Raw genomic sequence first — 21552 nt, forward strand, 5'->3', positions numbered from 1 at the left:
CGTGACTTCCAACGACAGCGAACCCAAGTCAACGCCAGATTCGCCCACGGACTACCCAGGCGGTCCACTCAATGACTACATGGGTATTGAGATCCTCGAAGCCAGCACCGAGCGGGTCGTCGCCCGCATGCCGGTGGCGGGCAATACTCAGCCTTACGGTCTCTTGCACGGCGGTGCGTCCGCGGTGCTGGCCGAGACGGTGGGGTCCATCGGTTCAGCGCTGCACGCCGGGCTGGGCGAGCGGATCGCCGTCGGCATCGAACTGAGTTGCACGCACCATCGGTCAGCGCGTGACGGCCACGTGACTGCGGTAGCGACACCGCTGTCGCTGGGTAACACGCTGGCGACTTGGGACATTGCCATCACCGACGACCAGGATCGCCGTATCTGCACGTCCCGGCTGACCTGCCTGCTGCGAGATGCCCCGCCGTCAGGGTCGTGAGGGCGATTCGGCGATCACGACCTCAGCGACGGCTTGCATCGACATTCGTCGGTCCATCGCCGCTTTCTGCAACCATCGGAAGGCATCGGCCTCACCCATCCCGAATCGCTGTTGCAAGATCGCCTTTGCTCGGTCGACGGCCTTGCGGGCAACTAGCCGTTGATTCAGATCCTCAACTTCGGATTCAAGCGCTACCTTCTCGGCGAAGCGGGCGCGGGCCAACTCCAGCGTCGGGGTGAGGTCCGATGCGGTGACTGGTTTCACCAAGAACGCCATGGCGCCGGCAGCCCGCGCACGATCGATGAGTTCCCCCTGGCTGAAGGCAGTCAACATCACCACTGCCGTGCCGCCCACCTCACCGATTCGTTCAGCTGCGGTCAGTCCGTCCATCTTGGGCATCTTGATGTCCAGCAACGCGATGTCCGGGGCTAACTTGGCGACAAGCTCAACCGCCGCCTCACCGTCAGCCGCCGTGGCCAGGACGTCGTATCCGAGTTCGGTGAGCATCTCAGCGAGATCGATCCGAATCAGCGATTCGTCCTCGGCGATGACGATGCTGGCGTGCTTGCCGGACTGCAATTGGGTCACGGGCTGCTGCCAGGGCTGACGTCGTGGGCAGGCTCAGCGACCGGGTCATCGACGCGCTCGGGCGCGATGCCCAGGCCGGCGCTGTCGTCATCAGCAGCACTGTTGTCATTGGCAGCGCTGAAGTCCTCATTCGCCTGCGCCGCCCTGGCTGCGTTGACCAGATCTATTGTGGCCATGGTTTGGAACGTGGTGATTGTCCGCTCGGCGCGACCACGACCCAGGAACGCAACCGTCCAGTGGCCGAGCGTCGAGACTCGTTGCTGGAAGCCCACCAAGTAGAGGATGTGAATGAACAACCACATGAGCCAGGCGATGAAGCCGGACAGTCGGAGCTTTCCGACGTTCGCCACCGCCTTGAACCGTGAGATGGTCGCCATGCTGCCCTTGTCAAAGTAGTTGAAGGCATCGGCGTCCTTGTCGCCTTCGACCCGACGACGAATCTGCTCAGCCGCGTACTTTCCGCCCTGCATGGCGACTTGGGCGACACCGGGATAGTTGTTCAACGAAGCCATATCGCCGATCACGAACACCTCGGGATGGCCCGGCAAAGTCAGATCCGGCAGTGTGCAGACACGACCCGTCTTGTCGACCTCGGCAGCGGTCTGATCACCGAGTTGTTTGGCCAGCGGTGACGCGGCTACCCCGGCGGCCCACACTTTCACCTTCGACTCAATCCGCTCGACGGTTCCATCCTGGTGTTTGATGGTCACGCTGTCTGCATCGACGTCGGTCACCATCGCTTGCAGCTTGACCTCTATGTTCATCTTCTCCAACTGGGTCTTGGCTCGTTCGGACTGCTTATCACCAAACGCGGCGAGCACATTGTCGCCGCCGTCGACCAAGATCACACGGGTCTTTGTCGGGTTGATCCGCCGAAAGTCGCCGCGCAGGGCTCGGCCCGACAACTCGCGAATCTGACCGGCCATCTCCACTCCGGTCGCGCCGGCTCCGACCACCACAAAAGTCATCCACGACTCAACCTCGGCTGGATCCTCAGACAACTCGGCGATCTCGAAGGCGCCAAGGATGCGTCCTCGCAGTTCCAAGGCATCATCGACAGATTTCAATCCTGGTGCAAACACCTCGAACTCGTCATGGCCGAAGTAGCTGCCACCGGCACCGGCCGCGACGATTATCGAGTCGTACTCGGTGATGGTTTCCAGTTGCCCCACTCGGGAGTGAACCCGGTTGGCGTCAACGTCGATCGAGGTCACCTCGCCCAGCAGCACCTCGGTGCTCTCGTGTCGTTTGAGTATCTCCCTGGTTGGCGGTGCGATCTCGCCCTGCGAGAGGATTCCGGTGGCCACCTGGTAGAGCAGCGGTTGAAACAAGTGATGGTTGGTCTTGGCGATGAGCGTCACTTGAACCGGCGCTTTGCGCAGAGCCTTCGCGGCGAACAAGCCGCCGAAGCCCGAGCCGATGACGACGACGCGGTGCAGGCGGTCGGTGACTGGTTGCGCTTGCGACATATTTGACTCCCATCAAGTCGTTGATCGATCGTAGGGGCAAGTGCACTACGGGGGCCCGGTCACGGGTAGATTGTGCGGGCAGCACAACCGGGCCCTCGTAATCCAACCGGCAGAGATAGGCGACTCAAAATCGTCCCAGTGTGGGTTCGACTCCCACCGAGGGCACCACCCATTCACGACATTTCCGCAGGTCGGAGCGCCTTCAGTCCGTGGCTCAACCGAACTTGTAGCAATCTCCAAAGAATCGCGAGCGTGCGGTCGCCGAACCCATTGAAGGGTCTGCTTGAGCAGATGAAACTACCTCGGCACGGAGGCGCAAACAGACATATCAGCGCCGCTGACCCATTCCCTCAGGTGGATTCGCTTACCGACGCTCGAAGAATAGTCACCGTGGCATGCTGGATTCTTCTGGCCGCGGTGGGCCTGACGGGGTGCAGTTTTGCCGACGATTCGGGCGGCGTTCCGGTAACGGCTCAACCGGCCTCGCCCCGATCAGCCGAAGGACTCAACGCCCCAATCGCGTGGACCGGCTGCGGCGAACGGCTTGAGTGCGCACGAGTCCGCGTGCCGCTCGACTGGGATCGACCCCACGGACGGAAGATGGGCCTCGCGGTCATACGTCACCTCGCAAGCCGACCCGCCCAGCGCATCGGCTCGATGTTCATCAACCCAGGCGGCCCCGGTGAATCCGGCGTCGGATTTGTGCGAGGTGCAGGGCAAGACCTGGATAGTTGGGGCGATGGCCGTTTCGACATAGTGAGTTGGGATCCCCGGGGCACCTACGCAAGCTCCCCAGTCCGGTGCTTCCGATCCGGACGAAGCGAAGCCAAATTCTGGCGGGGAGCGTCGATCCCCAACACCATTGCCGCCTCGCGGCGATTTCGGACGAAGACTGCCAACCTGGCCCGGCGCTGCGGTGAAGTCAGCGGTTGGCTGCTGCCCCATATCTCGACCGCCGATACCGCACGTGACCTTGACTATTTGCGCGGTCTGGTCGGTGAGCGCAAGCTGACCTACGTCGGTCTCTCATACGGCACATTTCTCGGCCAGACCTACGCCAACATGTTTCCGCGCCGGGTCAGGGCGATGGTGCTCGACGGCATCGTCGATCCGGTCAAATACTCGAAGGGGGCTGAGGCAAGGGTTGGTGGATCCGTCAGCAGCAGCGACCAGGTCTTCGAGAAGTTCCTATCATTGTGTGAAGGCGCCGGACCGACGCGCTGTGCGCTGGCTGGACGGCCCCGACGCCCAGCCAAGCTCGTCAAAGCACTGTTCCGACTGGTGAAACGCGCGCCGATTCCGGCTCCATCAGCAAGACCGCCCGGAGAGCTTAGTTACGGCGACCTGCTGCTCTCTCAATTCGAACCGATTCGCTCGCCGGAGTCGTGGCCAAAGGACGCGGCATCGCTCAACTCAGCGCTGGGCGGCAACGGATCAGCGCTTGAAACCGAGGCACGTAAACTCCTGACGGCGCAGGCCTGGTCGGGTGTTACCACGTCGGCGGCGATCTCATGCGCTGACGCACCAGCTGTCAGGGGCTCCCACAGCTGGCCGCAAGTGATCGGTCGGCTCAACCGGATCAGCTACCTACAAGGGGAAATCCAAGGCTGGTGGCTCTGGGCTCCCTGCGCTTCGTGGCCAGTGCGCGGATCGGACAGCTACCGGGGACCGTGGGGTGCCTCGACGCCAAACCCGATCCTGCTGATCGGGACGCGCTATGACCCCAACACCGGATACGCCAATGCGGTCCGCTCCCAGCACCTACTAGGCAATGCGGTACTGCTAACCAATGAGGGCTACGGGCACCTCAGTATTCAGGATCCAAGTGAGTGCGTCGACCAGGCGCGAACCAAGTACCTGGTTGACTTGATTGCCCCTCCGGAGGGCACCGTCTGCCAGTCGGATCAGCAGCCCTTTGACCCTGGTTTCGGGTCAGTTCCCTAGCGTCACCGCGGAGATGATCAACTGTCCGTGCGCAGCTTTGCGGCATGCGCGCAGCCAGGCTAGCTACAGCACCAAATGCGGCTTGATCTCGGCAACCTTGGCCAGCACCCCGTTGACGAACGACGGGGATTCCTCGGTCGACAATGAGCTGGCTAATTCCACGGCCTCGGAGATCGCGACGACGTCGGGTACATCGGACCAGAGAATCTCCCACGCCCCGATGCGCAGAACATTGAGGTCGACGGTCGGCATGCGCTCCAACGTCCAGCCCGATGAGTACGTCGCGAGCAACTCGTCGATGCGGGCCTGGTTCAGCTCGACGCCCTCCACGATCGTGCGCGTGTGGGAATTCAGCGGACCATCAGTTCGTGCCTCCAACGCGGCCAACGCGGTGGTGACCGGAACACCCTGGACCGACGCCTCGAACAAAACGTCGAGTGCCCGCTTGCGGGCTTTGCTGCGCGCTGACACCGATTCGACTCGCGCGATCAGCTAGAGACGCGGCTGATGTAGGAGCCGCCTTCGCGGGTGTCGACCTTGATCTTCTCGCCCACCTCAAGGAAAAGGGGCACGGCAATCTCCGCGCCAGTCTCCAGCCGCGCGGGCTTGGTGCCACCGGTCGACCGATCGCCCTGCAGGCCCGGCTCGGTGTATTCGATGAGCAACTCGACGCTCGCCGGTAGCTCCACGTAGAGCGCAATGCCCTCGTGGATCGCCACAACTACCTCTTGGTTCTCCAGTAGGAACTTGGCGGCATCGCCGACCACCGCTACCGAGACAGGCAGTTGGTCGTAGGTCTGGGTGTCCATGAAGATGAAGTCGTCGGCGTCCATGTAGGAGTACTGCATGGTGCGCTTGTCGACGCTGGCGGTCTCTACCTTGACGCCTGCGTTGAAGGTCTTGTCGACAACCTTGCCGGACATGACGTTCTTGAGCTTCGTCCGAACAAATGCCCCGCCCTTGCCCGGCTTGACGTGTTGAAACTCCACGACAGTCCACAACTGGCCATCGAGATTGAGCACGATGCCGTTCTTGAGGTCGTTAGTACTGGCCACAAGGTCCTCTTTCGTTAGTCGAGCCTGATCAGTTCGCGTGAGGCCGTGGTCAACGGGACGGGACCACCGTCGGCAACCAGGCAGGTGTCTTCGATTCGGACGCCGCCACGGCCCGCCAGGTAGATCCCGGGCTCGATGGTCGCCACCACGCCTTCGGCAAGGGTACCGACGGAAGCTGCCGCGAACAGCGGCGCCTCGTGGATCTGGAGCCCAACGCCGTGTCCCAGCCCGTGACTGAACTGCTCGGCGTAGCCAGCTTCGGCAATCACACCTCGCGCCACCGCATCGACCGCGGCAACCTCGGCACCCGGTTGCAACGCGGCTCGTCCGGCAGCGGCAGCGCGTGCGACCACGCCGTGAATCTCCAACTGCCAGTCCTGTGGGTCGGCCCCGACCACGAAGGTCCGGGTGCAGTCGGCGTGATACCCAGCCACGCGAGCACCGAAATCAATCTTGAGTAGGTCACCGGACGCGACCGCGCGATCGGTGGGTTCGTGGTGGGGAATGGCGCTGTTCGATCCGGTCGCGACGATCGTGGGGAACGCTCGGTCGTCGGCGCCTGCCTGCCCCATCAGCTGCTCAAGTCGGCGTGCCAGCGACAACTCAGTCATTCCGACGCGGACCTCGTCGACCAGTGTCGTGAGCGCTACCGTCGAGATCCGGCAGGCCTCACGCAGAGTCTCGATCTCCCGGGCGTCCTTGACCACCCGAAGCGCATCCACAACTGGCGCGATCGCAACCACGTGCGCCAATTGCGCGCCCGCCTGACGCCATGAATCCATCATCGCCAAGGTCACGAAATCCGATGCCACCGCGACGGCAGCGACTCCGAGTTCGCGCGCTTTGGTCAGCAACGCCACGTCGGTCCGGCGATCGATGAGCAATTCGACGCCGGGACTCTGTGTTGCGGCCTGTTCGCGGTACCGACCGTCGGTTGCCAGCCAACTCTGCGCACCTGTCAGCAGCACCGATCCGTTACTGCCGGAGAAGCCGGTGAGCCACGCCACCCCTGGACCATCGGTGACCAACAGTGCCTGGTAGTCCGTTCCCGCACCGAGTCTGGTGAAGGCCCGGGCGCGCCGGCTGGTGAAGTCAGGCACGTGGGGCAAGTCCGGCGACCGCGCGCAGCGCAAGAACGTAGGACTCGGTGCCAAAGCCAGCGATAGTCCCCGAGGCCACCGCCGAGATAACCGAGGTGTGCCGAAACTCCTCGCGCGCCGCGGGATTGCTCAGGTGAACCTCAACGAGCGGCGCGGTGTGCTGGGCACAGGCGTCACGCAACGCGTAGGAGTAGTGCGTGAAGGCGGCCGGGTTGAGCACCACGGGCAGTTCGGCATCAACCGCCTCGTTGATCCAACTGATCAGTTCGGCCTCGGAGTCCGTCTGGCGCACATCGGCGGCAAGTCCGAGTTCGGCAGCAGCGACCTGACACAACGTGACCAGATCGGAATAGCTCGCCGCGCCGTACACGTCGGGCTCACGAGTACCCAGGCGCGCGAGGTTTGGCCCATTGAGCACGAGCACAGTGCTCAACGGGGCTTCGTCAGTCACGCTCTTGGCCTCAGTCACTATTGTTCCCCGGTTCTGTTGCGGCTGAATCGATCAAGCGCTGACCTGGTCGTAGGCCGCGACCAGTATGACCGGATCCGGGCCCTCCATGACGGCTGCTTTCGCGACATCCTCAAGGACGATGAATCGGAGCATGTCACCGCGAGTCTTCTTGTCGCGCTTCATCGCCGCGAGAAGTTCATCCCACCGGCCGCCCTGGTAGGTGATGGGCAGCCCCAGTGACGTCAGCACCGCCCGGTGCCGATCGACGACCCGGTCGGGGAGGCGGCCGCCAAGGTTCGCAACCTCGGCGGCGTAGACCATTCCCACGCTGACCGCTGCGCCATGCCGCCAGCGGTAGCCCTCCACCCGTTCGATCGCGTGGGCAAGGGTGTGGCCGTAGTTCAGCAATTCGCGACCAATCCCCCCGCCGGTTGGCCCGCCCACGACCTCGCGGAAATCAGCCGACACCACGTCAGCCTTCACTTGGATTGCCCGGGTCACGAGCTCGAACACCACGTCCGCGTTCGGATCTGCCGCCGCAATTGGATCTGCCTCGATCAGGTCCAGGATGGCGGGGTCCTTAATAAAGCCTGCCTTCACCACCTCAGCCATGCCGCTGATGTAATCGAGCGCTGGCATGGTCGCAAGAGTCGCCAGATCGCAGATAACCAGCTCCGGTGGATAGAAGGCGCCCACCAGGTTCTTGCCCTCTTCGGTATTGATTCCGGTCTTGCCACCAACGGCGGCATCGACCATCGCCAGCAGCGTGGTGGGCACCTGAATCAGTGGCACGCCGCGCAGCCAGGTGGCTGCGACGAAGCCCGCCAAGTCGGTCGTGGCCCCGCCGCCGAGGCCGATGATCAGGTCAGTGCGGGTAAATGACGACTGGCCAAGCACCGACCAGCAGTAAGCAGCAACGTCAGAGGCCTTCGCCTTCTCCCCGTCGGGGATCTCGATCGTGATCGCGTCCTTGCCAGCGGCCGCGAGATCCTCCCGCAGGACGTCCGCCGTCGCTCTCAGTGTCGGTGGATGAATGATCGCCACCCTCGCGACCGCATCGTCAACGGCACTGAGCAGTCTGGGCCCTAGGCCCGATCCAACGATGACGTCGTAGCTTGTCTCCGCGTCAACCCGGATGGTCGCCTCGCCGGACATACTGCTGGTCACTGGTCCTCCAGGGCGAGCCCATCGATGATGGCCTGCACGACGTCATCGATGGCCAACTCATCGGTGTCAACGGCGATGTTGGCAACCTCCTCGTAGAGAGGCACGCGCTCCTTGAGCAAAGACACCATCCGACCCCGCACATTTCCGAGTAAGACCGGCCTGGCCGCGTTCAGGCCTACCCTGCTCGCGGCAACGTCGGACGTGACCCGAAGCCACACGGTCGTGATGTTGGCCAGCTCAGCCCGCAGGTCGGGATCCATTACCGCGCCGCCACCCAGCGCCACAACGCCAACCTGCTCGACGAGTGCCTGGCGGACCACGGCTCGCTCACGTTCCCGGAAGTGGTCCTCGCCGGATTGGATGAAGATATCGCCGACGGTCTGACCCTCGGCCAACTCAATGAGTCGGTCGGTGTCCGCAAATGGCACACCTAACCGCGTAGCAAGAGCATCGCCGACCGTGGTCTTGCCAGCACCGGGAGCACCGACCAGGACCACCGCAGGACTCATCGGATCGTCAGTCCGTCCAAGTAACCGCGGGAATTGCGACGGGTCTCACTGAGGCTGTCGCCCCCGAACTTCTCCAATGCGACATCGGCAAGTACGAGCGCGACCATCGCCTCGGCAACGATGCCGGCCGCGGGGACCGCACACACGTCGGAGCGCTGATTGTGCGCCCGCGTTTCCTCACCGGTGGCCGTATCAACCGTGCGCAACGCGCGGGGGACGGTTGAAATGGGCTTCATCGCCGCGCGCACGCGCAGCCGTTCACCGGTGGACATGCCGCCTTCGGTTCCACCAGATCGACCCGACGCGCGCCGGATACCGTCAGCGGTGCGGATGATCTCGTCGTGCGCCTGCGAACCGCGCGAGGACGCTAGGTCAAATCCGTCTCCCAGCTCAACGCCCTTGATTGCCTGAATCCCCATGAGTGCGCCCGCCAACCGCGAGTCGAGGCGACGATCCCAATGAACGTGTGAACCCAGGCCGGGCGGCAGGCCATCGACAACGACCTCCACGACGCCTCCGAGAGTGTCCCCCTCGCGACGAGCGGCCTCGATCTCGTCCTGCATCGCAGCACTGGCCGCAGGATCGAAGCACCGGACCGGGTCTGCATCGAGGGCGGCCAGGTCGGCGAAACCTGGCTGGCGGTCCGATGGTGCCTCCACCCTCCCCAGCGAAACCACATGACTGACCAGGGTGACATCGAGTGCCTGGCGCAGAAAGTTGCGAGCGACGGCGCCGAGCGCGACACGGGCTGCCGTCTCGCGGGCACTGGCACGCTCCAAGATCGGGCGCGCGTCATTGAAGTCGTACTTCTGCATACCAGCCAAGTCAGCATGACCCGGACGCGGTCGGGTCAGTGCCGCGTTGCGGGCAATGCCCGCAAGTTCGTCGGCGTCGACCGGATCGGCAGCCATGACCTTGTCCCACTTGGGCCACTCACTATTGGCGATCTCAATGGCAATCGGACCGCCCTGGGTCAGACCATGACGAATTCCACCAACGACGCGAACCTCGTCGCGCTCGAACTTCATCCGGGCACCGCGCCCGGCGCCGAGGCGTCGACGTGCGAGCTCGTCGACGATGTCAGAACTGGTGGTCGCGACGCCCGCAGGCATTCCTTCCAGAATCGCTACGAGTGCGGGGCCGTGCGACTCACCTGCGGTCAACCAACGAAGCATTCGGCCATTGTTCCATGTCTCTTGCAATTAGCTGACCGGCGTGGATACGTATAACTCGGTGATTCGTTCGGCGTACAGCACGGCGACCAGGGCTCCGGCCAGCATGAACGGGCCAAATGGGATCGCGGTCTTGCGGTTCGCACGCCGCAGAGCCAACAGAACGAGACTGACCAGGGCGCCGATGAAGAAGGCCGCGAACAAGCCGATCACCACGAACTTCCAGCCCAGGAAGCCCAGTCCCAGCCCGAGCATGGCCGCGAGCTTGACATCGCCCATACCCATCCCAGCCGGATAGATCAGCGCGAGGATGAAGTAGAAACCGAACATTGCCAGCGCTCCGAGCCACGCCCTGCCATAGCAGGACCACGATCCGGCAACAACGGCCGGAAGGAACAACAGCAGGCCAACGGCGGGGATCGAAGTGAGGGTCAACCGGTCGGGCAGTCGGTGATGTTCGACATCTATCACGGCCAACAACGAGCCAACGACCGCTATCCATAGGAATGCCGGCAGCTCCCACGTCGCCCCGATCCCCCATGCGGTCAGCCCCGCGACCAGCCCCACCACCGGTGCCGTGAGGACAGGTGCTGCGGATATCGGAACTCCGACAAATCGCGCGCAGATCGTTCTCGCGAACCAACCGACCAGCATCCCGGACAGCACGGAAACAACGACCACGATCATCACAACGCCAACCCTAGGGTTCTGTCACGTCATCCGCGCCCTGTCGCGACCACCCCTGTGGAAAGCTCACTAACGATGCGCCTAGTTGGCTTCCAGGGCGCGTCGACCGGCGGTCAGCATCGCGTCTATTGGCGCGTCCTGCCCGGTCATCAACCGGACCTGCTCCGCAGCCTGTCCAACCAGCATCGCCAACCCGCCAATTGCCGTTCCACCCTGGCTTTGCCAGGATTCCGCGAGGTCGGTTGGCCAGGGCGAATAGACCACGTCCAGCAGGACTCCCGGCTCATTGGGCACGTCGAGCGACAACCGGTCGGCGGCGTGAGCTGGCAGCGTGCTGACCAGAATGTCGCTGAGCAGAAGCTCATCGGCGCGCTCCCACGGCACAATGACCAAGTCGAGTCCAGCATCCTGGGCGAAAGGTGCCAGTGCATGTGCCGCCTGTGTCCGGCGAGCACTCACCGTCACCGATGCCACGCCCAACTGCCCGAGTGCGACCAATGCCGAGCGAGTCGTTGCCCCCGCCCCCAGCAGTGCCACGCTCTGGCCCGCCAGCACCGAGGCGTCAGCCTTCACACCACCTTCGACCAGTGCCCAGGCAATCCCGGCCACGTCGGTGTTGTACCCGCATGTGATTCGACCGTCTGCCCGATCCTCGAATACCACCGTGTTGACGGCGTGGGTTCGCGCTGCGACGGCAGAGACCTCATCGAGCAAGGGAATCACTGCCTCTTTGAGCGGCATCGTCAGCGACAAACCGACCCAGTCAGAGTCCAGCGACCCGAGGAATGCGGTCAGCTGATCCGCGGTGACTTCCAGAGCGTCGTACCGCCAATCCAGACCCAACTCGGCGTACGCAGCACGGTGCAAGGTCGGAGACAGCGAGTGGGTGATCGGCGAGCCCAACACAGCAGCGCGTCGGGTGGTGGGTGCGTCAGACACTGCTACTGACCGCTGGACTGCTTATCGAACGCAGCACGCATGTCCTCTTGGTCCTTAAGGAACTGCTTGTAACTGTTGGTGAAGCGCATCTCCTTGGTGCCAGGGATGGACAGGAAATACGTCCAGTCACCCGGCGCAGGGTCAAGTGCGGCCACCAGCGCGGCCTGACCAGGGCTGTTGATGGGGGTTGGGGGCAGTCCGTCGTGCAGGTACGTGTTGTACGGGGTGTCCTGCTTGAGTTGCGCTCCAGTCAGTTCTTCCTGGCTGGTGCCCAGTCCGTAGTTGACGGTGGAATCCAACTGCAACCGCATGGGGGCGGCCAGGCGGTTGTAGATGGTTCGCGAGATTTGGGCGAAGTAGTTCTCGTAGCCCTCCTTCTCGAGAATGCTCGCGACGGTGACGATGTCATGCGGGCTTTGGCCGATCGCGGCCGCACGCTTGACCAAGTCGATCTCCGTGGCGACGGACTTGAACTTGTCGATCATCGCCTTGAAGATGCTTGTCGCGGTCGCATCGGGACCGAAGTCGTAGGTTGCGGGGTACAGATAGCCCTCGACGTCATTCCTTGCGTACGCGGGCAAACCCAGGTCGCTGGGGTCTTTGATCAGCGCATTGAACTGCTCGACCGAAATCTTTGTCGCATCCGCGGCAGCTTGGGCGATGTCGGTTGCCGTAGCGCCTTCTGGAACAACAACGACGCTCTGGATCAGATTGGCAGGATCGGACAGGATGCCGAGCGCGCCGGAAGCGGTCATTTGTTCCTTCATCTTGAAGAAGCCTGTCTGGATCCCACGAGCACGATCATCCCCACTGGCCGCATCAACGAACGCCTCAGTGGACAGCACCACGTCCTTGGCCTTCAGTTCATCGGCGATGGCAGGAATCGATTGCCCCTGTGACACCTGCACCGTGACTTCGCCTTGCCCTGGACCCGGGTAATCGGGTGCGGGCTTCAAAACGAAGATGTAGGCGACGACAGCGCCACCGGCGACCAGAGCGAAAACAGTGACTAGCGCAATCCAGATCGCCACGCGTGAACGTCTGCGTCCCGGCGTCGGGTCTTCGCTTTCAGGATGATTCGTCATGGTCAGGCCAAGCTGGCTCATGGCGTCCTTACATTCGTGCCGAGGGGCTCTCCGGTGGCCCGTTCGGCGTCAAGGGCGTGCTGAACGATGATGACAGCCGCAGCCTGATCCACCACGGATCTGCCCTGGCGAGTCGTTCTGCCAGCTTCATGCAGGCCACGCTGGGCCTGGACGGTGCTCAGCCGCTCATCGACCATCAGGACCGGGGTGGGCGCGATCGCCGCAGCCAACGCCTCGGCGTACCGTGTCGCCAACGCAGCCGCCTTGCCAGGCTGGCCAGACATGGACAGCGGCATGCCAACTAGCACCTCAAGGGGTTCGTACTCGGCCACCAACGTCACCAACGCGGCAAGATCGCCCTTGCCGCGGCGCAGGGTCGCGACAGGCACGGCCAGAGATCCACTGGCATCGCTTCGGGCAACTCCTACGCGCACTGACCCCACGTCAACGCCGAACCGGATGCCCGGGCGCACTTCTAACCTGCGACCGATCGTACGTAGTCGGTGACCGCTACGAACGCATCGTTCAGACCTGCCGGGCGGGTGCCCCCGCCTTGGGCGATGTCCGCTTTGCCGCCACCACGACCGTCAATCGACGGTAGCGCTGCCTTGAGTACGTCCGAGGCGTTAATGCCTCGATCCCTACCCAAATCGTTGACTGCCGCAACGAGTGACAACTTGCCGCCAGCTTCTGACGACCCCACCATCGCGACCGGGATATCGGGACGGGTCAGGCCGATGCCCCGCTGGATCAGGTCCCGTAGCTCGCCGCCACCCAAATCATCCGGAGCACGGAAGGTCCAGAGTCGGACGTCGCCGATGTCGATGTGACTTCCCAAGATCGAGGTCAGGTTGGATGCCAAATTCGCTTGCTTGGTCTTGGCTAGCTCCCTTTCGGCGTCCTTCAACCGTGCGACCATCCCGGCGACCCGCTCCGGTAGCACGTCAGCGGACACGTTGAGCATCTCGGCAAGTTGCGCGACCATGTCCCGCTCCCGCGCGAGGTATGCGAACGCCGGCAGTCCGACCGTCGCCTCGATGCGGCGGGTTCCAGAGCCAATCGACGATTCCCCCGACACCGCGATCGGGCCGATCTGCGAACTCGCTGAGACGTGCGTTCCCCCGCACAGCTCACGGGACCAAGGACCGCCGATCTCCACCACCCGAACACTGTCGCCGTAGGTCTCGCCGAACAGAGCCAGGGCGCCAGCTTTCTTTGCCTCGGCCAACGTCATGTACTGCACCCCGACCGGCAGATCGTCGCGTACAGCGCGGTTGGACACCTCCTCAACCGAAGAGCGAAGCTGGCGGGTCAGCGGCGCACTCCAGGCGAAGTCAAGTCGCAAATAGCCCGGGCGGTTGAACGAACCCGACTGCAGCGCAGTCGGGCCCAGCACCTCACGCAGTGCTGCGTGCACAATGTGGGTACCGGAGTGGGCTTGCCGGGCATCGCGGCGCCAGGCTGGGTCGACCTGGGCGTGCACCTGCTGATCAAGGGCTACTTCCCCGCGCAGCACCCGAACCTTGTGCGCGACGAGTCCCTTGACTGGCCGCTGCACGTCGATGACCTCGATCTCGACACCGTCACCGGTGAGAACTCCGGCATCGGCATGTTGTCCGCCGGACTCCGCGTAGAAGGTGGTGCGGTCGAGCACCACCGTGCCCACCTCACCCTCGCCAAGCGCGGGGACAGCCTGTGCCTCCTTGATGATTCCGACTACCCGGGATTCGCAGTCCAGTCCCTCGTAGGCCAACCAGTCGGTAGCCCCATCGGAGTCCAGAATTGCCCGGAAGACACTCAGGTCGGCCAGGCCGGACTTCTTACTGCGCGCATCCTCCTTGGCCCGGAAACGCTGATCCTCCATGAGCGCCCGGAATCCCGCTTGATCGACATCCAGACCCGCTTCGCCCGCCATCTCCAGCGTCAGATCAATGGGGAACCCATAGGTGTCGTGCAGCAAGAACGCCTTGGATCCCGGCAACGTGGTGGAACCGGACTTGTGCAAATCGTCGACGGCGGTCTGGAAGATCGCGGTTCCTGACCGCAACGTCTCTAGAAACGCCCTCTCCTCAGTGGTGACAATCGCTTGGATGCGCTCCTTGTCCGCTATCAACTCTGGGTACTGTGGGCCCATCGAGGCAACGACCGCCTCGACGAGGTCTGCCATCACCGGCTGAGTGGCCCCGAGCAAACGCATCTTGTTGATCACCCGGCGAGTGAGTCTGCGCAAGACGTACCCGCGACCCTCGTTCCCCGGCAGAACGCCATCGCCAATGATGAACGTGCATGTGCGCGAGTGGTCGGCGATGACCCGCAGCGCCACGTCATCAGCCTCGTTGTCGCCGTAATGCTTGCCGGTAATCGCAGTGGCCTTGTCCAGCACTACCCGAGAGGTGTCGATCTCGTAGATGTTGTCGACACCCTGCAGTAACGCCGCTATCCGTTCCAGGCCCGCTCCGGTATCGATGTTCTTGGCAGGCAGATCTGCCAGGATCGGGTAGTCCTGTTTGCCCTGGCCCTCGCCGCGTTCGGATTGCATAAAGACCAGGTTCCAGATCTCCAGATAACGGTCTTCGTCAGCAATCGGACCGCCCTCCCGGCCGTGCTCGGGACCGCGGTCGTAGTAGATCTCGCTGCACGGTCCGCAGGGCCCGGGCACGCCCATGGACCAGAAATTGTCGGCTTTACCGCGTCGCTGAATCCTTTCGGCAGGGACGTCGGTCAACTCAAGCCACAGTCGCTCGCTCTCGTCATCGTCCTCGTACACGGTGACCCACAGGCGATCCTTGGCCAGCCCGTAACCGCCCTGCTCCACCGATGCCGTGAGCAAGTCCCAGGCCAGCGGAATCGCCCCGGACTTGAAGTAGTCACCGAACGAGAAGTTGCCGCACATCTGAAAGAAAGAGGCGTGCCGAGTGGTCTTGCCGACCTCGTCAATATCGAGGGTTCGCACGCACTTCTGAACGCTGGTTGCTGTTCGGTAGGGTGGCGGCGCTTCACCGAGGAAGTACGGCTTGAATGGCACCATTCCGGCGTTGACAAACAACAGAGTCGGATCGTCGAGCGGCAACGGCGCACTGGGTACCACTGTGTGTCCACGCTCTTGAAAGAACGCCAGGAATCGGCGTCTGATCTCTGCAGATTCCATCTGTGCGCGAACTCCCAGTCAGTGGCCGAGCTGTCCAACACCTGTTGGCAGCCGAAGCGAGGAGTTCCCGTGGACTCGGGTTCCCCGCGACTACACGCAGTGCGTGCAGCGGTTCGAGTCTCGACTTTACCGCCTGTGCGGGCAAACTGAGCGCCGTGCCCATGTCAGCAAGGCTGTCGCCATGACCAGCTTTGGAACCACGTTGCTGCTGTGCGCGTGGATGGGTTGGGGGTTGGCGACTAGTCCGTTACCACTCGCCGCGCTCGGCGTGATGCTGCTGAACAACCACCCCGCCCGTTCGGCGCTGAGCTTCACGGCGACGTGGTTCACGTGTCAATTCGTTGCAATTGCGGTCTCTGTGCCGCTCGTCCACCTACTGCTGGGCATCCAATTCAGCGCCAACGAGAGATCCGTCGTCGGATACGTCGGCGTCATCCTTGGCTCGCTCATGGCGATCGCCGCAGTGATCTTGTGGAGTCGGTCCCGGCACAATCAGTCAACCTCGGGAGCTGACAAGTCGGCTGCGTTTCTCAACCGTGCGTCGACGGCTACACCTCGACAGGCCGCCCAACTCGGATTCATCTTCGGCTTGCTCAACGTCACCAACATTGCCTACTGGTTGGCAGCAGCCCTGTTCATCCATCGCGGGCAGTTGGACCTGTTTGAGCAGGCCACAGCGGTGTTGGTGACTGCCCTGGTGGCCAGCAGCACGTTCATCGTCATATCGCTGCTCGCGTTGATCTTCCGACGCCAGCTGACGCCCTGGCTCAATCGAGGCAGGAGTTTCGTACTGAAACACAGCGGCAGCATCGTGCCGGGCATTCTTTTCGTCGCAGGGCTGACCCTGGTCGCGATTGGAACCAGAGACCTCGGGGTGTGGAGCTGACGTTCGCGTTGCTCGTCAGCTAGCCAGTCGCACGTGAGGAAATGTTGCGAACATCGACCACGGACTCGGGGTTCAAGGCCTCGAGCTTCATCGCCGTTGAGGGCACCCGCGCATCCTGGCGACTCAGCGGCGTACGACGTACCGGCATGACCTGAACGCGCTCGACAGCTGGATCGACTTGAGCATCCAGTGCCTGGCCATAGCCACTACCCTGACCAGCCAACGCGACAAGCTTGCTTGTTCCGTTGGCGATGGAGACTGCCGCACCGGCGGCGGCCTGCACGTTGCCAACCAAACCGCGTTCGCGTGCCTCTGCGGCCGCCCGTTGCCCACGGCGGTACGCATACACGCCGCCAACTGCACCTACTGCTACCCAGAAAGTTCTGCTCACTGTCGCATTCTCCCCCGGTCGCTGCCTAGTCAAACCGATTCGGCGCGACCCGATTGTGTTTTGGTACCACCCGTTTTGTTGCCACTTGCTACCGGCCGTGTGGCTACTACCCGTATTGCTACCACCCGATGAGAACCTCCCGCTGTTCTCCCGATCAGCGTACCTTCATCAGGTGCGCCGACCCAGGCTCTTTCGAATACCAATATTCAATTCGGCCGCCCGAGCTTCGGCCCCGCGTGTGGTCGGCTGGTAGTACTGCTTGTCAGCAACAGCGGTGGGAGCGTATTGGAAGGCGGCGATTCCCGCCTCCTCGTCGTGCGGGTAGCGGTAACCCTCGCCCGCGCCCTGCGATCGCGCCGCAGAACTCGATCCATCGCGCAGCGGCGCTGGCACTGCGCCAGCCAAACCAGCCTCGACGTCGGCGATCGCCGCATTGATCGCGGTGTAGACCCGATTGGACTTGGGCGCCAAACTCAAATGCACTACGGCGTGGGCGAGTGTGATTCGCGCCTCGGGTAGCCCGATAAAAGAGACCGCGTGCATGGCCGCAATAGCCGTTTGGAGCGCGCTCGGATCGGCCATGCCGATGTCCTCACTGGCCAGAATCACCAACCGCCGCGCGATGAACCGTGGATCTTCACCGGCCACCACCATCCTCGCCAGGTAGTGCAGCGCGGCGTCAACGTCACTACCGCGGACACTCTTGATCAGCGCGCTGGTGACGTCGTAGTGCTGATCGCCGTCCCGGTCATAGCGGGGTACAGCGTGGGCAACGGCCTGCTCGATTCCCTCCACCTCAACTGAGCCGCCGGACTGAACGCTCGCGGCGGCGGACTCCAGAATCGTGAGCGCCCTTCGCGCGTCGCCGCCGCCGATCCGTACGAGGTGCGGCAACGCCTCCTCCGAGATGGTTATCCGGCCTGCTAGCCCATTCTCGGCAGTGACCGCGTGATTAATGACGGCCGCAACGTCCTCGTCCTCCAGCGAGCGCAGTGGCACCAGCAAGCTACGGGACAGCAACGGCGCGATGACCGCGAACGAGGGGTTCTCGGTGGTCGCCGCGACCAAGGTGACCCACCCGTTTTCCACTGCTGGCAGCAGGGCGTCTTGCTGAGTTTTGGAGAAGCGGTGAACCTCGTCGATGAACAGGACCGTTCCGCGGCTACGCAGCTCGAGCTCAAGTTTGGCCGCCTGAATGACCGCGCGAACATCCTTGACGCCGGCGGTGACTGCCGACAACTCGACGAACCGATCGCCAGTCGCTCGTGCAACGAGCATCGCGAGGGTGGTCTTGCCGGTGCCGGGCGGACCCCACAGAATCAGTGAACTGCGGGTTGGTGCGCCTTCGCCGGACAGCATGCGCCCGAGCGGGCTTTGCTCACCCAAGACGTGCTGTTGACCAACCACCTCAGCCAGCGACTTTGGTCGCATCCTGGCGGCCAACGGCGCGCCGGGCCGATCAGGATCGGAAGCTTCGCCGAACAGGCTGGGTGTGTCGGTTCCGGTCACCTGGCCAGGCTATGTCAATGGTGGCGAACGAGTGTCTATTCCTCCGGTTCGGGTTTGGCGTCTACGCCAGCTTCGGCCCGCTGGGCGTCAGTGATCGGTGCAGGAGCTGAGGTGAGGGGATCAAAACCAGCACCGGTCTTGGGAAAGGCGATCACGTCACGAAGCGACGGCGCATCGGCCAACAGCATGCAGATTCGGTCCCACCCGAAAGCAACGCCGCCGTGTGGCGGCGGACCGTAGTTGAACGCCTCGAGCAGAAAGCCAAACTGCTCCTGTGCCTCTGCCGCTGACAGGCCGAGCAGTTCGAATACCCGCTCCTGCACATCGGCCCGGTGAATACGGATCGAACCGCCGCCGATCTCGTTGCCGTTGCAGACCAGGTCATAGGCAGAGGCCAACGCATCCCCAGGTGACTGCTCGAAGGTGCCGATCCAGTCATCGTTCGGAGAGGTAAATGGATGATGGACCGAGGTCCAACCAGTGGTACCGCCGGGTAACTCGATGGCTTCGAACATCGGGGCGTCGACGATCCACACGAACGACCACTGCTCGCGGTCGATGAGGTCCAACCGCTCGGCAATCTCGACCCTGGCCGCGCCGAGCAGACCGCGAGCCGCGCCAGCTCCACCCGCCGCGAAGAACACGCAGTCACCTGGAACAGCGCCAACAGCGGCTGCCAGTCCGTCGCGCTCTGCATCGGACAGGTTCTTGGCGACCGGCCCGGATAGTTCACCGTCATCTCCCACGATGACGTAGGCCAGCCCGCGTGCACCGCGCTGCTTGGCCCACTCCTGCCAGGCGTCGAACGTGCGTCGCGGCTGCGACGCTCCACCGGGCATGACGACGGCGCCAACGTACGGCGCTTTGAACACCCGGAATGGGGTCTCGGCGAAGTACTGGGTCATCTCCACGATCTCGATGTCGAATCGCAGATCCGGTTTGTCGGTGCCGAAGCGCGTCATGGCCTCGCCGTAGGTCATCGTCGGGATGGTTGGGATCTCGAAACCGCGCACCCCGGACCACAGCGCGCGCACGACCGCTTCGGATACCTCGATCACGTCACTTTGATCAACGAAGCTCATCTCGATGTCGAGTTGGGTGAACTCAGGCTGCCGATCGGCCCGGAAGTCCTCGTCGCGGTAGCAGCGAGCGATCTGAAAGTACTTCTCGAAACCGGCCACCATCAGCAGTTGTTTGAACAGTTGGGGTGACTGTGGCAGTGCGTACCACGAGCCTGGACGCAGGCGGGCCGGAACGAGGAAGTCGCGGGCGCCTTCGGGCGTGGATCGTGTCAGGGTTGGGGTCTCGACCTCGACGAAGCCACGCTCGAGCAGCACGTCGCGGGCAAGCCGGTTGACCTCGCTGCGCATCCGCAGTGCGCGCGCCGGGCCGGGACGCCGCAGATCCAAGTACCGCCACCGCAGCCGAGCTTCCTCGCCAACCTCGGCGTACTCATCGACGCCGAAAGGCAGTGGTGCGGCCTCGCTGAGCACATTCACCGTGGTCGCCATGACCTCGATGTCACCAGTCGGGATCTCCGCGTTCTCGTTGCCAGCGGGCCTGATGGCAACGTCGCCAGTGATCTGAACACATGACTCCGGCCGCAGGTCGCGCGCGACATGCTCCTCGCGAATCACCACTTGGGACACGCCGGATGAGTCACGGATATCGACAAACGCCACACCCCCGTGGTCACGGCGACGTGACACCCAACCCGCGAGCGTCACCTCGATACCGGCGTCGCCGGCTCGAAGGGTTCCGGCTCCATGGGTGCGCATCATCGGGAAAGCATCTCCTGAACTGTGGTTGCGACGTCTTGCCAGGCAATCGTCTGTTGTTGTCCATCGGTAAGGTCCTTGACTTCCACCGTGCCAGCCGCAAGTTCGCGCTCCCCGAGCACGACGGCGAGTCGCGCACCGGCCCGGTCAGCGGCGCGCATGGCGCCTTTGACGCTTCGGTCTCCGTAGGCGAGATCGACCGACACACCCATGCCCCGCAACTGCGCCGCAAGTTGAACCAGCGGACGTTTGGCCGCGCCTCCCATGGGGATCAGGAACACCTCGCACCGCCGCTCGTCGCCGATTCGCAGACCTTCTGCCCGACACGCCAGCAGTGTCCGATCCACTCCGATTCCGTACCCGATGCCGGACAACTCCTGACCACCGAGCGCGGCCATCAGCCCGTCGTACCGACCGCCACCGCCGATCGCCGACTGGGCCCCGAGGCCATCGTGGACGAACTCGAAGGTGGTGCGGGAGTAGTAGTCCAAGCCGCGGACAAGCCGAGGGCTGTCCACCCACTCGATGCCCAGGGCGCGCAGGTAGGACTGAACTTGCTCGTGGTAGTCCGCCGCGTCAGCGGACATGACATCTGCGAGCTCGGGTGCGGCAGCGATCGCCTGCTGTAGCGAAGGTCGTTTGTCGTCCAACACGCGCATGGGGTTGAGCTCGGCGCGCTGACGCGTCGCCTCGTCGAGGTCGAGTGTGGCGAGATAATCGGTCAAAGCCTCGCGGTACCGCGTCCGCGTTTGCGTGTCACCCACCGAGTTGAGCAGCAGACGGTACCCCGATAGGCCCAGCGAGCGGAAGCCCTCGTCGGCCAGTGCGATGACCTCGGCATCGAGGGCGGGGTCCTCGGCCCCCAGCGCTTCTAGCCCGACTTGGTGGAACTGCCGATAGCGGCCCTGTTGCGGTCGCTCGGCCCGGAAGAACGGTCCCGCGTACCAAACTTTGACCGGCAGCCCCGCTCGGTCGAGGCCGTGCTCGACCACAGCACGAACAACCCCTGCGGTCCCCTCCGGCCGAAGGGAGATTGATCGGCCGCCACGATCATCGAAGGTGTACATCTCCTTGCTGACGACGTCAGTGGACTCCCCCACGCCACGGACGTAGAGCGCGGTGTCCTCAAAGACGGGCAACTCAAGGTAGCCGTAGCCCGCGCGTGTGGCCGGCCCCGCGAGAGCGTCACGCACGGCAAGAAACGCGGATGACTCCGGTGGCATGTACTCAGC

20 protein-coding genes, 1 tRNA gene and 1 pseudogene are annotated in these 21552 nt (G+C 63.4%); 4 read left to right on the forward strand and 18 right to left on the reverse strand.

The window, feature by feature from the left end; genetic code table 11:
• Window positions 1-79 precede the first annotated feature (79 nt).
• A complete protein-coding gene (locus KAZ48_00815; protein MBP7971312.1) occupies window positions 80-442 on the forward strand; it encodes a hotdog fold thioesterase in 363 nt (120 codons plus the stop codon).
• On the opposite strand, the pseudogene KAZ48_00820 reads toward KAZ48_00815, so the two are convergent.
• Together KAZ48_00820 and KAZ48_00825 are read right to left on the reverse strand one after the other, a co-directional pair.
• A pseudogene (locus tag KAZ48_00820) lies at window positions 431-997 on the reverse strand (response regulator). The gene KAZ48_00815 and the pseudogene KAZ48_00820 overlap by 12 nt on opposite strands.
• A gap of 29 nt (window positions 998-1026) precedes the next feature.
• Window positions 1027-2499, reverse strand: a complete 1473-nt coding sequence (locus KAZ48_00825; GenBank protein MBP7971313.1) for an NAD(P)/FAD-dependent oxidoreductase — start codon at window positions 2497-2499, stop codon at window positions 1027-1029.
• A gap of 91 nt (window positions 2500-2590) precedes the next feature.
• Here KAZ48_00825 and KAZ48_00830 point away from each other — a divergent pair.
• Both KAZ48_00830 and KAZ48_00835 read left to right on the forward strand, forming a co-directional pair.
• Window positions 2591-2667: transfer RNA gene (locus KAZ48_00830), tRNA-Leu, on the forward strand.
• 222 nt (window positions 2668-2889) lie between these two features.
• Window positions 2890-4443 carry an alpha/beta fold hydrolase gene (locus tag KAZ48_00835; GenBank protein MBP7971314.1) on the forward strand — a complete coding sequence of 518 codons (1554 nt, stop codon included), beginning with the start codon at window positions 2890-2892 and terminating at the stop codon, window positions 4441-4443.
• Between the two features lie 63 nt (window positions 4444-4506).
• On the opposite strand, the gene nusB is transcribed toward KAZ48_00835, so the two are convergent.
• From nusB to alaS, 12 genes are all read right to left on the reverse strand, one after another.
• Window positions 4507-4914 carry a transcription antitermination factor NusB gene (gene nusB, locus KAZ48_00840; protein MBP7971315.1) on the reverse strand — a complete coding sequence of 136 codons (408 nt, stop codon included), beginning with the start codon at window positions 4912-4914 and terminating at the stop codon, window positions 4507-4509.
• A 17-nt stretch (window positions 4915-4931) separates the two neighbouring features.
• Window positions 4932-5498: an elongation factor P gene (efp, locus tag KAZ48_00845; GenBank protein MBP7971316.1), complete on the reverse strand. Its 567-nt coding sequence runs from the start codon at window positions 5496-5498 to the stop codon at window positions 4932-4934.
• Window positions 5499-5512: 14 nt separating this feature from the next.
• A complete protein-coding gene (locus tag KAZ48_00850) occupies window positions 5513-6598 on the reverse strand; it encodes an aminopeptidase P family protein (protein MBP7971317.1) in 1086 nt (361 codons plus the stop codon).
• Window positions 6591-7022, reverse strand: coding sequence for a type II 3-dehydroquinate dehydratase (gene aroQ, locus KAZ48_00855; protein MBP7971318.1), 432 nt, complete (start codon window positions 7020-7022; stop codon window positions 6591-6593). The genes KAZ48_00850 and aroQ overlap by 8 nt, the downstream gene beginning before the upstream one ends.
• Window positions 7023-7100: 78 nt before the next feature.
• Window positions 7101-8204 carry a 3-dehydroquinate synthase gene (gene aroB, locus KAZ48_00860; protein MBP7971319.1) on the reverse strand — a complete coding sequence of 368 codons (1104 nt, stop codon included), beginning with the start codon at window positions 8202-8204 and terminating at the stop codon, window positions 7101-7103.
• An 8-nt stretch (window positions 8205-8212) separates the two neighbouring features.
• The gene (locus KAZ48_00865) at window positions 8213-8725 is read right to left on the reverse strand and encodes a shikimate kinase (GenBank protein ID MBP7971320.1); all 513 of its coding nucleotides are present in this window, start codon (window positions 8723-8725) and stop codon (window positions 8213-8215) included.
• Window positions 8722-9900: a chorismate synthase gene (aroC, locus tag KAZ48_00870; GenBank protein ID MBP7971321.1), complete on the reverse strand. Its 1179-nt coding sequence runs from the start codon at window positions 9898-9900 to the stop codon at window positions 8722-8724. Before aroC ends, KAZ48_00865 begins: the two co-directional genes overlap by 4 nt.
• 27 nt (window positions 9901-9927) lie before the next feature.
• Window positions 9928-10587 (reverse strand): prepilin peptidase, encoded by a 660-nt coding sequence (locus KAZ48_00875; protein MBP7971322.1) that lies wholly within the window; start codon window positions 10585-10587, stop codon window positions 9928-9930.
• Between the two features lie 78 nt (window positions 10588-10665).
• A complete protein-coding gene (locus KAZ48_00880; GenBank protein ID MBP7971323.1) occupies window positions 10666-11523 on the reverse strand; it encodes a shikimate dehydrogenase in 858 nt (285 codons plus the stop codon).
• A 2-nt stretch (window positions 11524-11525) separates the two neighbouring features.
• Window positions 11526-12629: an endolytic transglycosylase MltG gene (gene mltG / locus KAZ48_00885; protein ID MBP7971324.1), complete on the reverse strand. Its 1104-nt coding sequence runs from the start codon at window positions 12627-12629 to the stop codon at window positions 11526-11528.
• On the reverse strand, window positions 12626-13099 hold the full coding sequence (gene ruvX / locus KAZ48_00890; protein ID MBP7971325.1) for a Holliday junction resolvase RuvX: 474 nt from the start codon (window positions 13097-13099) through the stop codon (window positions 12626-12628). The genes mltG and ruvX overlap by 4 nt, the downstream gene beginning before the upstream one ends.
• A complete protein-coding gene (gene alaS, locus KAZ48_00895; GenBank protein ID MBP7971326.1) occupies window positions 13084-15756 on the reverse strand; it encodes an alanine--tRNA ligase in 2673 nt (890 codons plus the stop codon). Before alaS ends, ruvX begins: the two co-directional genes overlap by 16 nt.
• 181 nt (window positions 15757-15937) lie before the next feature.
• Here alaS and KAZ48_00900 point away from each other — a divergent pair, with 181 nt between their 5' ends.
• Window positions 15938-16642 (forward strand): GAP family protein, encoded by a 705-nt coding sequence (locus KAZ48_00900; protein ID MBP7971327.1) that lies wholly within the window; start codon window positions 15938-15940, stop codon window positions 16640-16642.
• 19 nt (window positions 16643-16661) lie between these two features.
• Here the strand turns inward: KAZ48_00900 and KAZ48_00905 are convergent, their stop codons facing one another.
• From KAZ48_00905 to KAZ48_00920, 4 genes are all read right to left on the reverse strand, one after another.
• Window positions 16662-17033: a hypothetical protein gene (locus tag KAZ48_00905; GenBank protein MBP7971328.1), complete on the reverse strand. Its 372-nt coding sequence runs from the start codon at window positions 17031-17033 to the stop codon at window positions 16662-16664.
• 168 nt (window positions 17034-17201) lie between these two features.
• Window positions 17202-18464, reverse strand: a complete 1263-nt coding sequence (locus KAZ48_00910; protein MBP7971329.1) for a replication-associated recombination protein A — start codon at window positions 18462-18464, stop codon at window positions 17202-17204.
• Window positions 18465-18577: 113 nt separating this feature from the next.
• Window positions 18578-20323 carry an aspartate--tRNA ligase gene (aspS, locus tag KAZ48_00915; protein ID MBP7971330.1) on the reverse strand — a complete coding sequence of 582 codons (1746 nt, stop codon included), beginning with the start codon at window positions 20321-20323 and terminating at the stop codon, window positions 18578-18580.
• A complete protein-coding gene (locus KAZ48_00920) occupies window positions 20320-21543 on the reverse strand; it encodes a histidine--tRNA ligase (protein MBP7971331.1) in 1224 nt (407 codons plus the stop codon). Before KAZ48_00920 ends, aspS begins: the two co-directional genes overlap by 4 nt.
• Window positions 21544-21552 lie beyond the last annotated feature (9 nt).

The organism is Candidatus Nanopelagicales bacterium (assembly GCA_018003655.1).
Classification (GTDB): Bacteria; Actinomycetota; Actinomycetes; order S36-B12; family UBA10799; genus JAGNDY01.

What these genes read in the sequence shown, in the direction of transcription:
- KAZ48_00815 (MBP7971312.1), top strand. Translation starts at nt 80, where the DNA reads ATGGGTATTGAGATCCTCGAAGCCAGCACCGAGCGGGTCGTCGCCCGC.
- KAZ48_00825 (MBP7971313.1), bottom strand. Translation starts at nt 2,499, where the DNA reads ATGTCGCAAGCGCAACCAGTCACCGACCGCCTGCACCGCGTCGTCGTC.
- aroB (MBP7971319.1), bottom strand. Translation starts at nt 8,204, where the DNA reads ATGTCCGGCGAGGCGACCATCCGGGTTGACGCGGAGACAAGCTACGAC.
- KAZ48_00865 (MBP7971320.1), bottom strand. Translation starts at nt 8,725, where the DNA reads ATGAGTCCTGCGGTGGTCCTGGTCGGTGCTCCCGGTGCTGGCAAGACC.
- aroC (MBP7971321.1), bottom strand. Translation starts at nt 9,900, where the DNA reads ATGCTTCGTTGGTTGACCGCAGGTGAGTCGCACGGCCCCGCACTCGTA.
- mltG (MBP7971324.1), bottom strand. Translation starts at nt 12,629, where the DNA reads ATGAGCCAGCTTGGCCTGACCATGACGAATCATCCTGAAAGCGAAGAC.
- alaS (MBP7971326.1), bottom strand. Translation starts at nt 15,756, where the DNA reads ATGGAATCTGCAGAGATCAGACGCCGATTCCTGGCGTTCTTTCAAGAG.
- KAZ48_00900 (MBP7971327.1), top strand. Translation starts at nt 15,938, where the DNA reads ATGACCAGCTTTGGAACCACGTTGCTGCTGTGCGCGTGGATGGGTTGG.
- KAZ48_00910 (MBP7971329.1), bottom strand. Translation starts at nt 18,464, where the DNA reads ATGCGACCAAAGTCGCTGGCTGAGGTGGTTGGTCAACAGCACGTCTTG.
- aspS (MBP7971330.1), bottom strand. Translation starts at nt 20,323, where the DNA reads ATGATGCGCACCCATGGAGCCGGAACCCTTCGAGCCGGCGACGCCGGT.
- KAZ48_00920 (MBP7971331.1), bottom strand. Translation starts at nt 21,543, where the DNA reads ATGCCACCGGAGTCATCCGCGTTTCTTGCCGTGCGTGACGCTCTCGCG.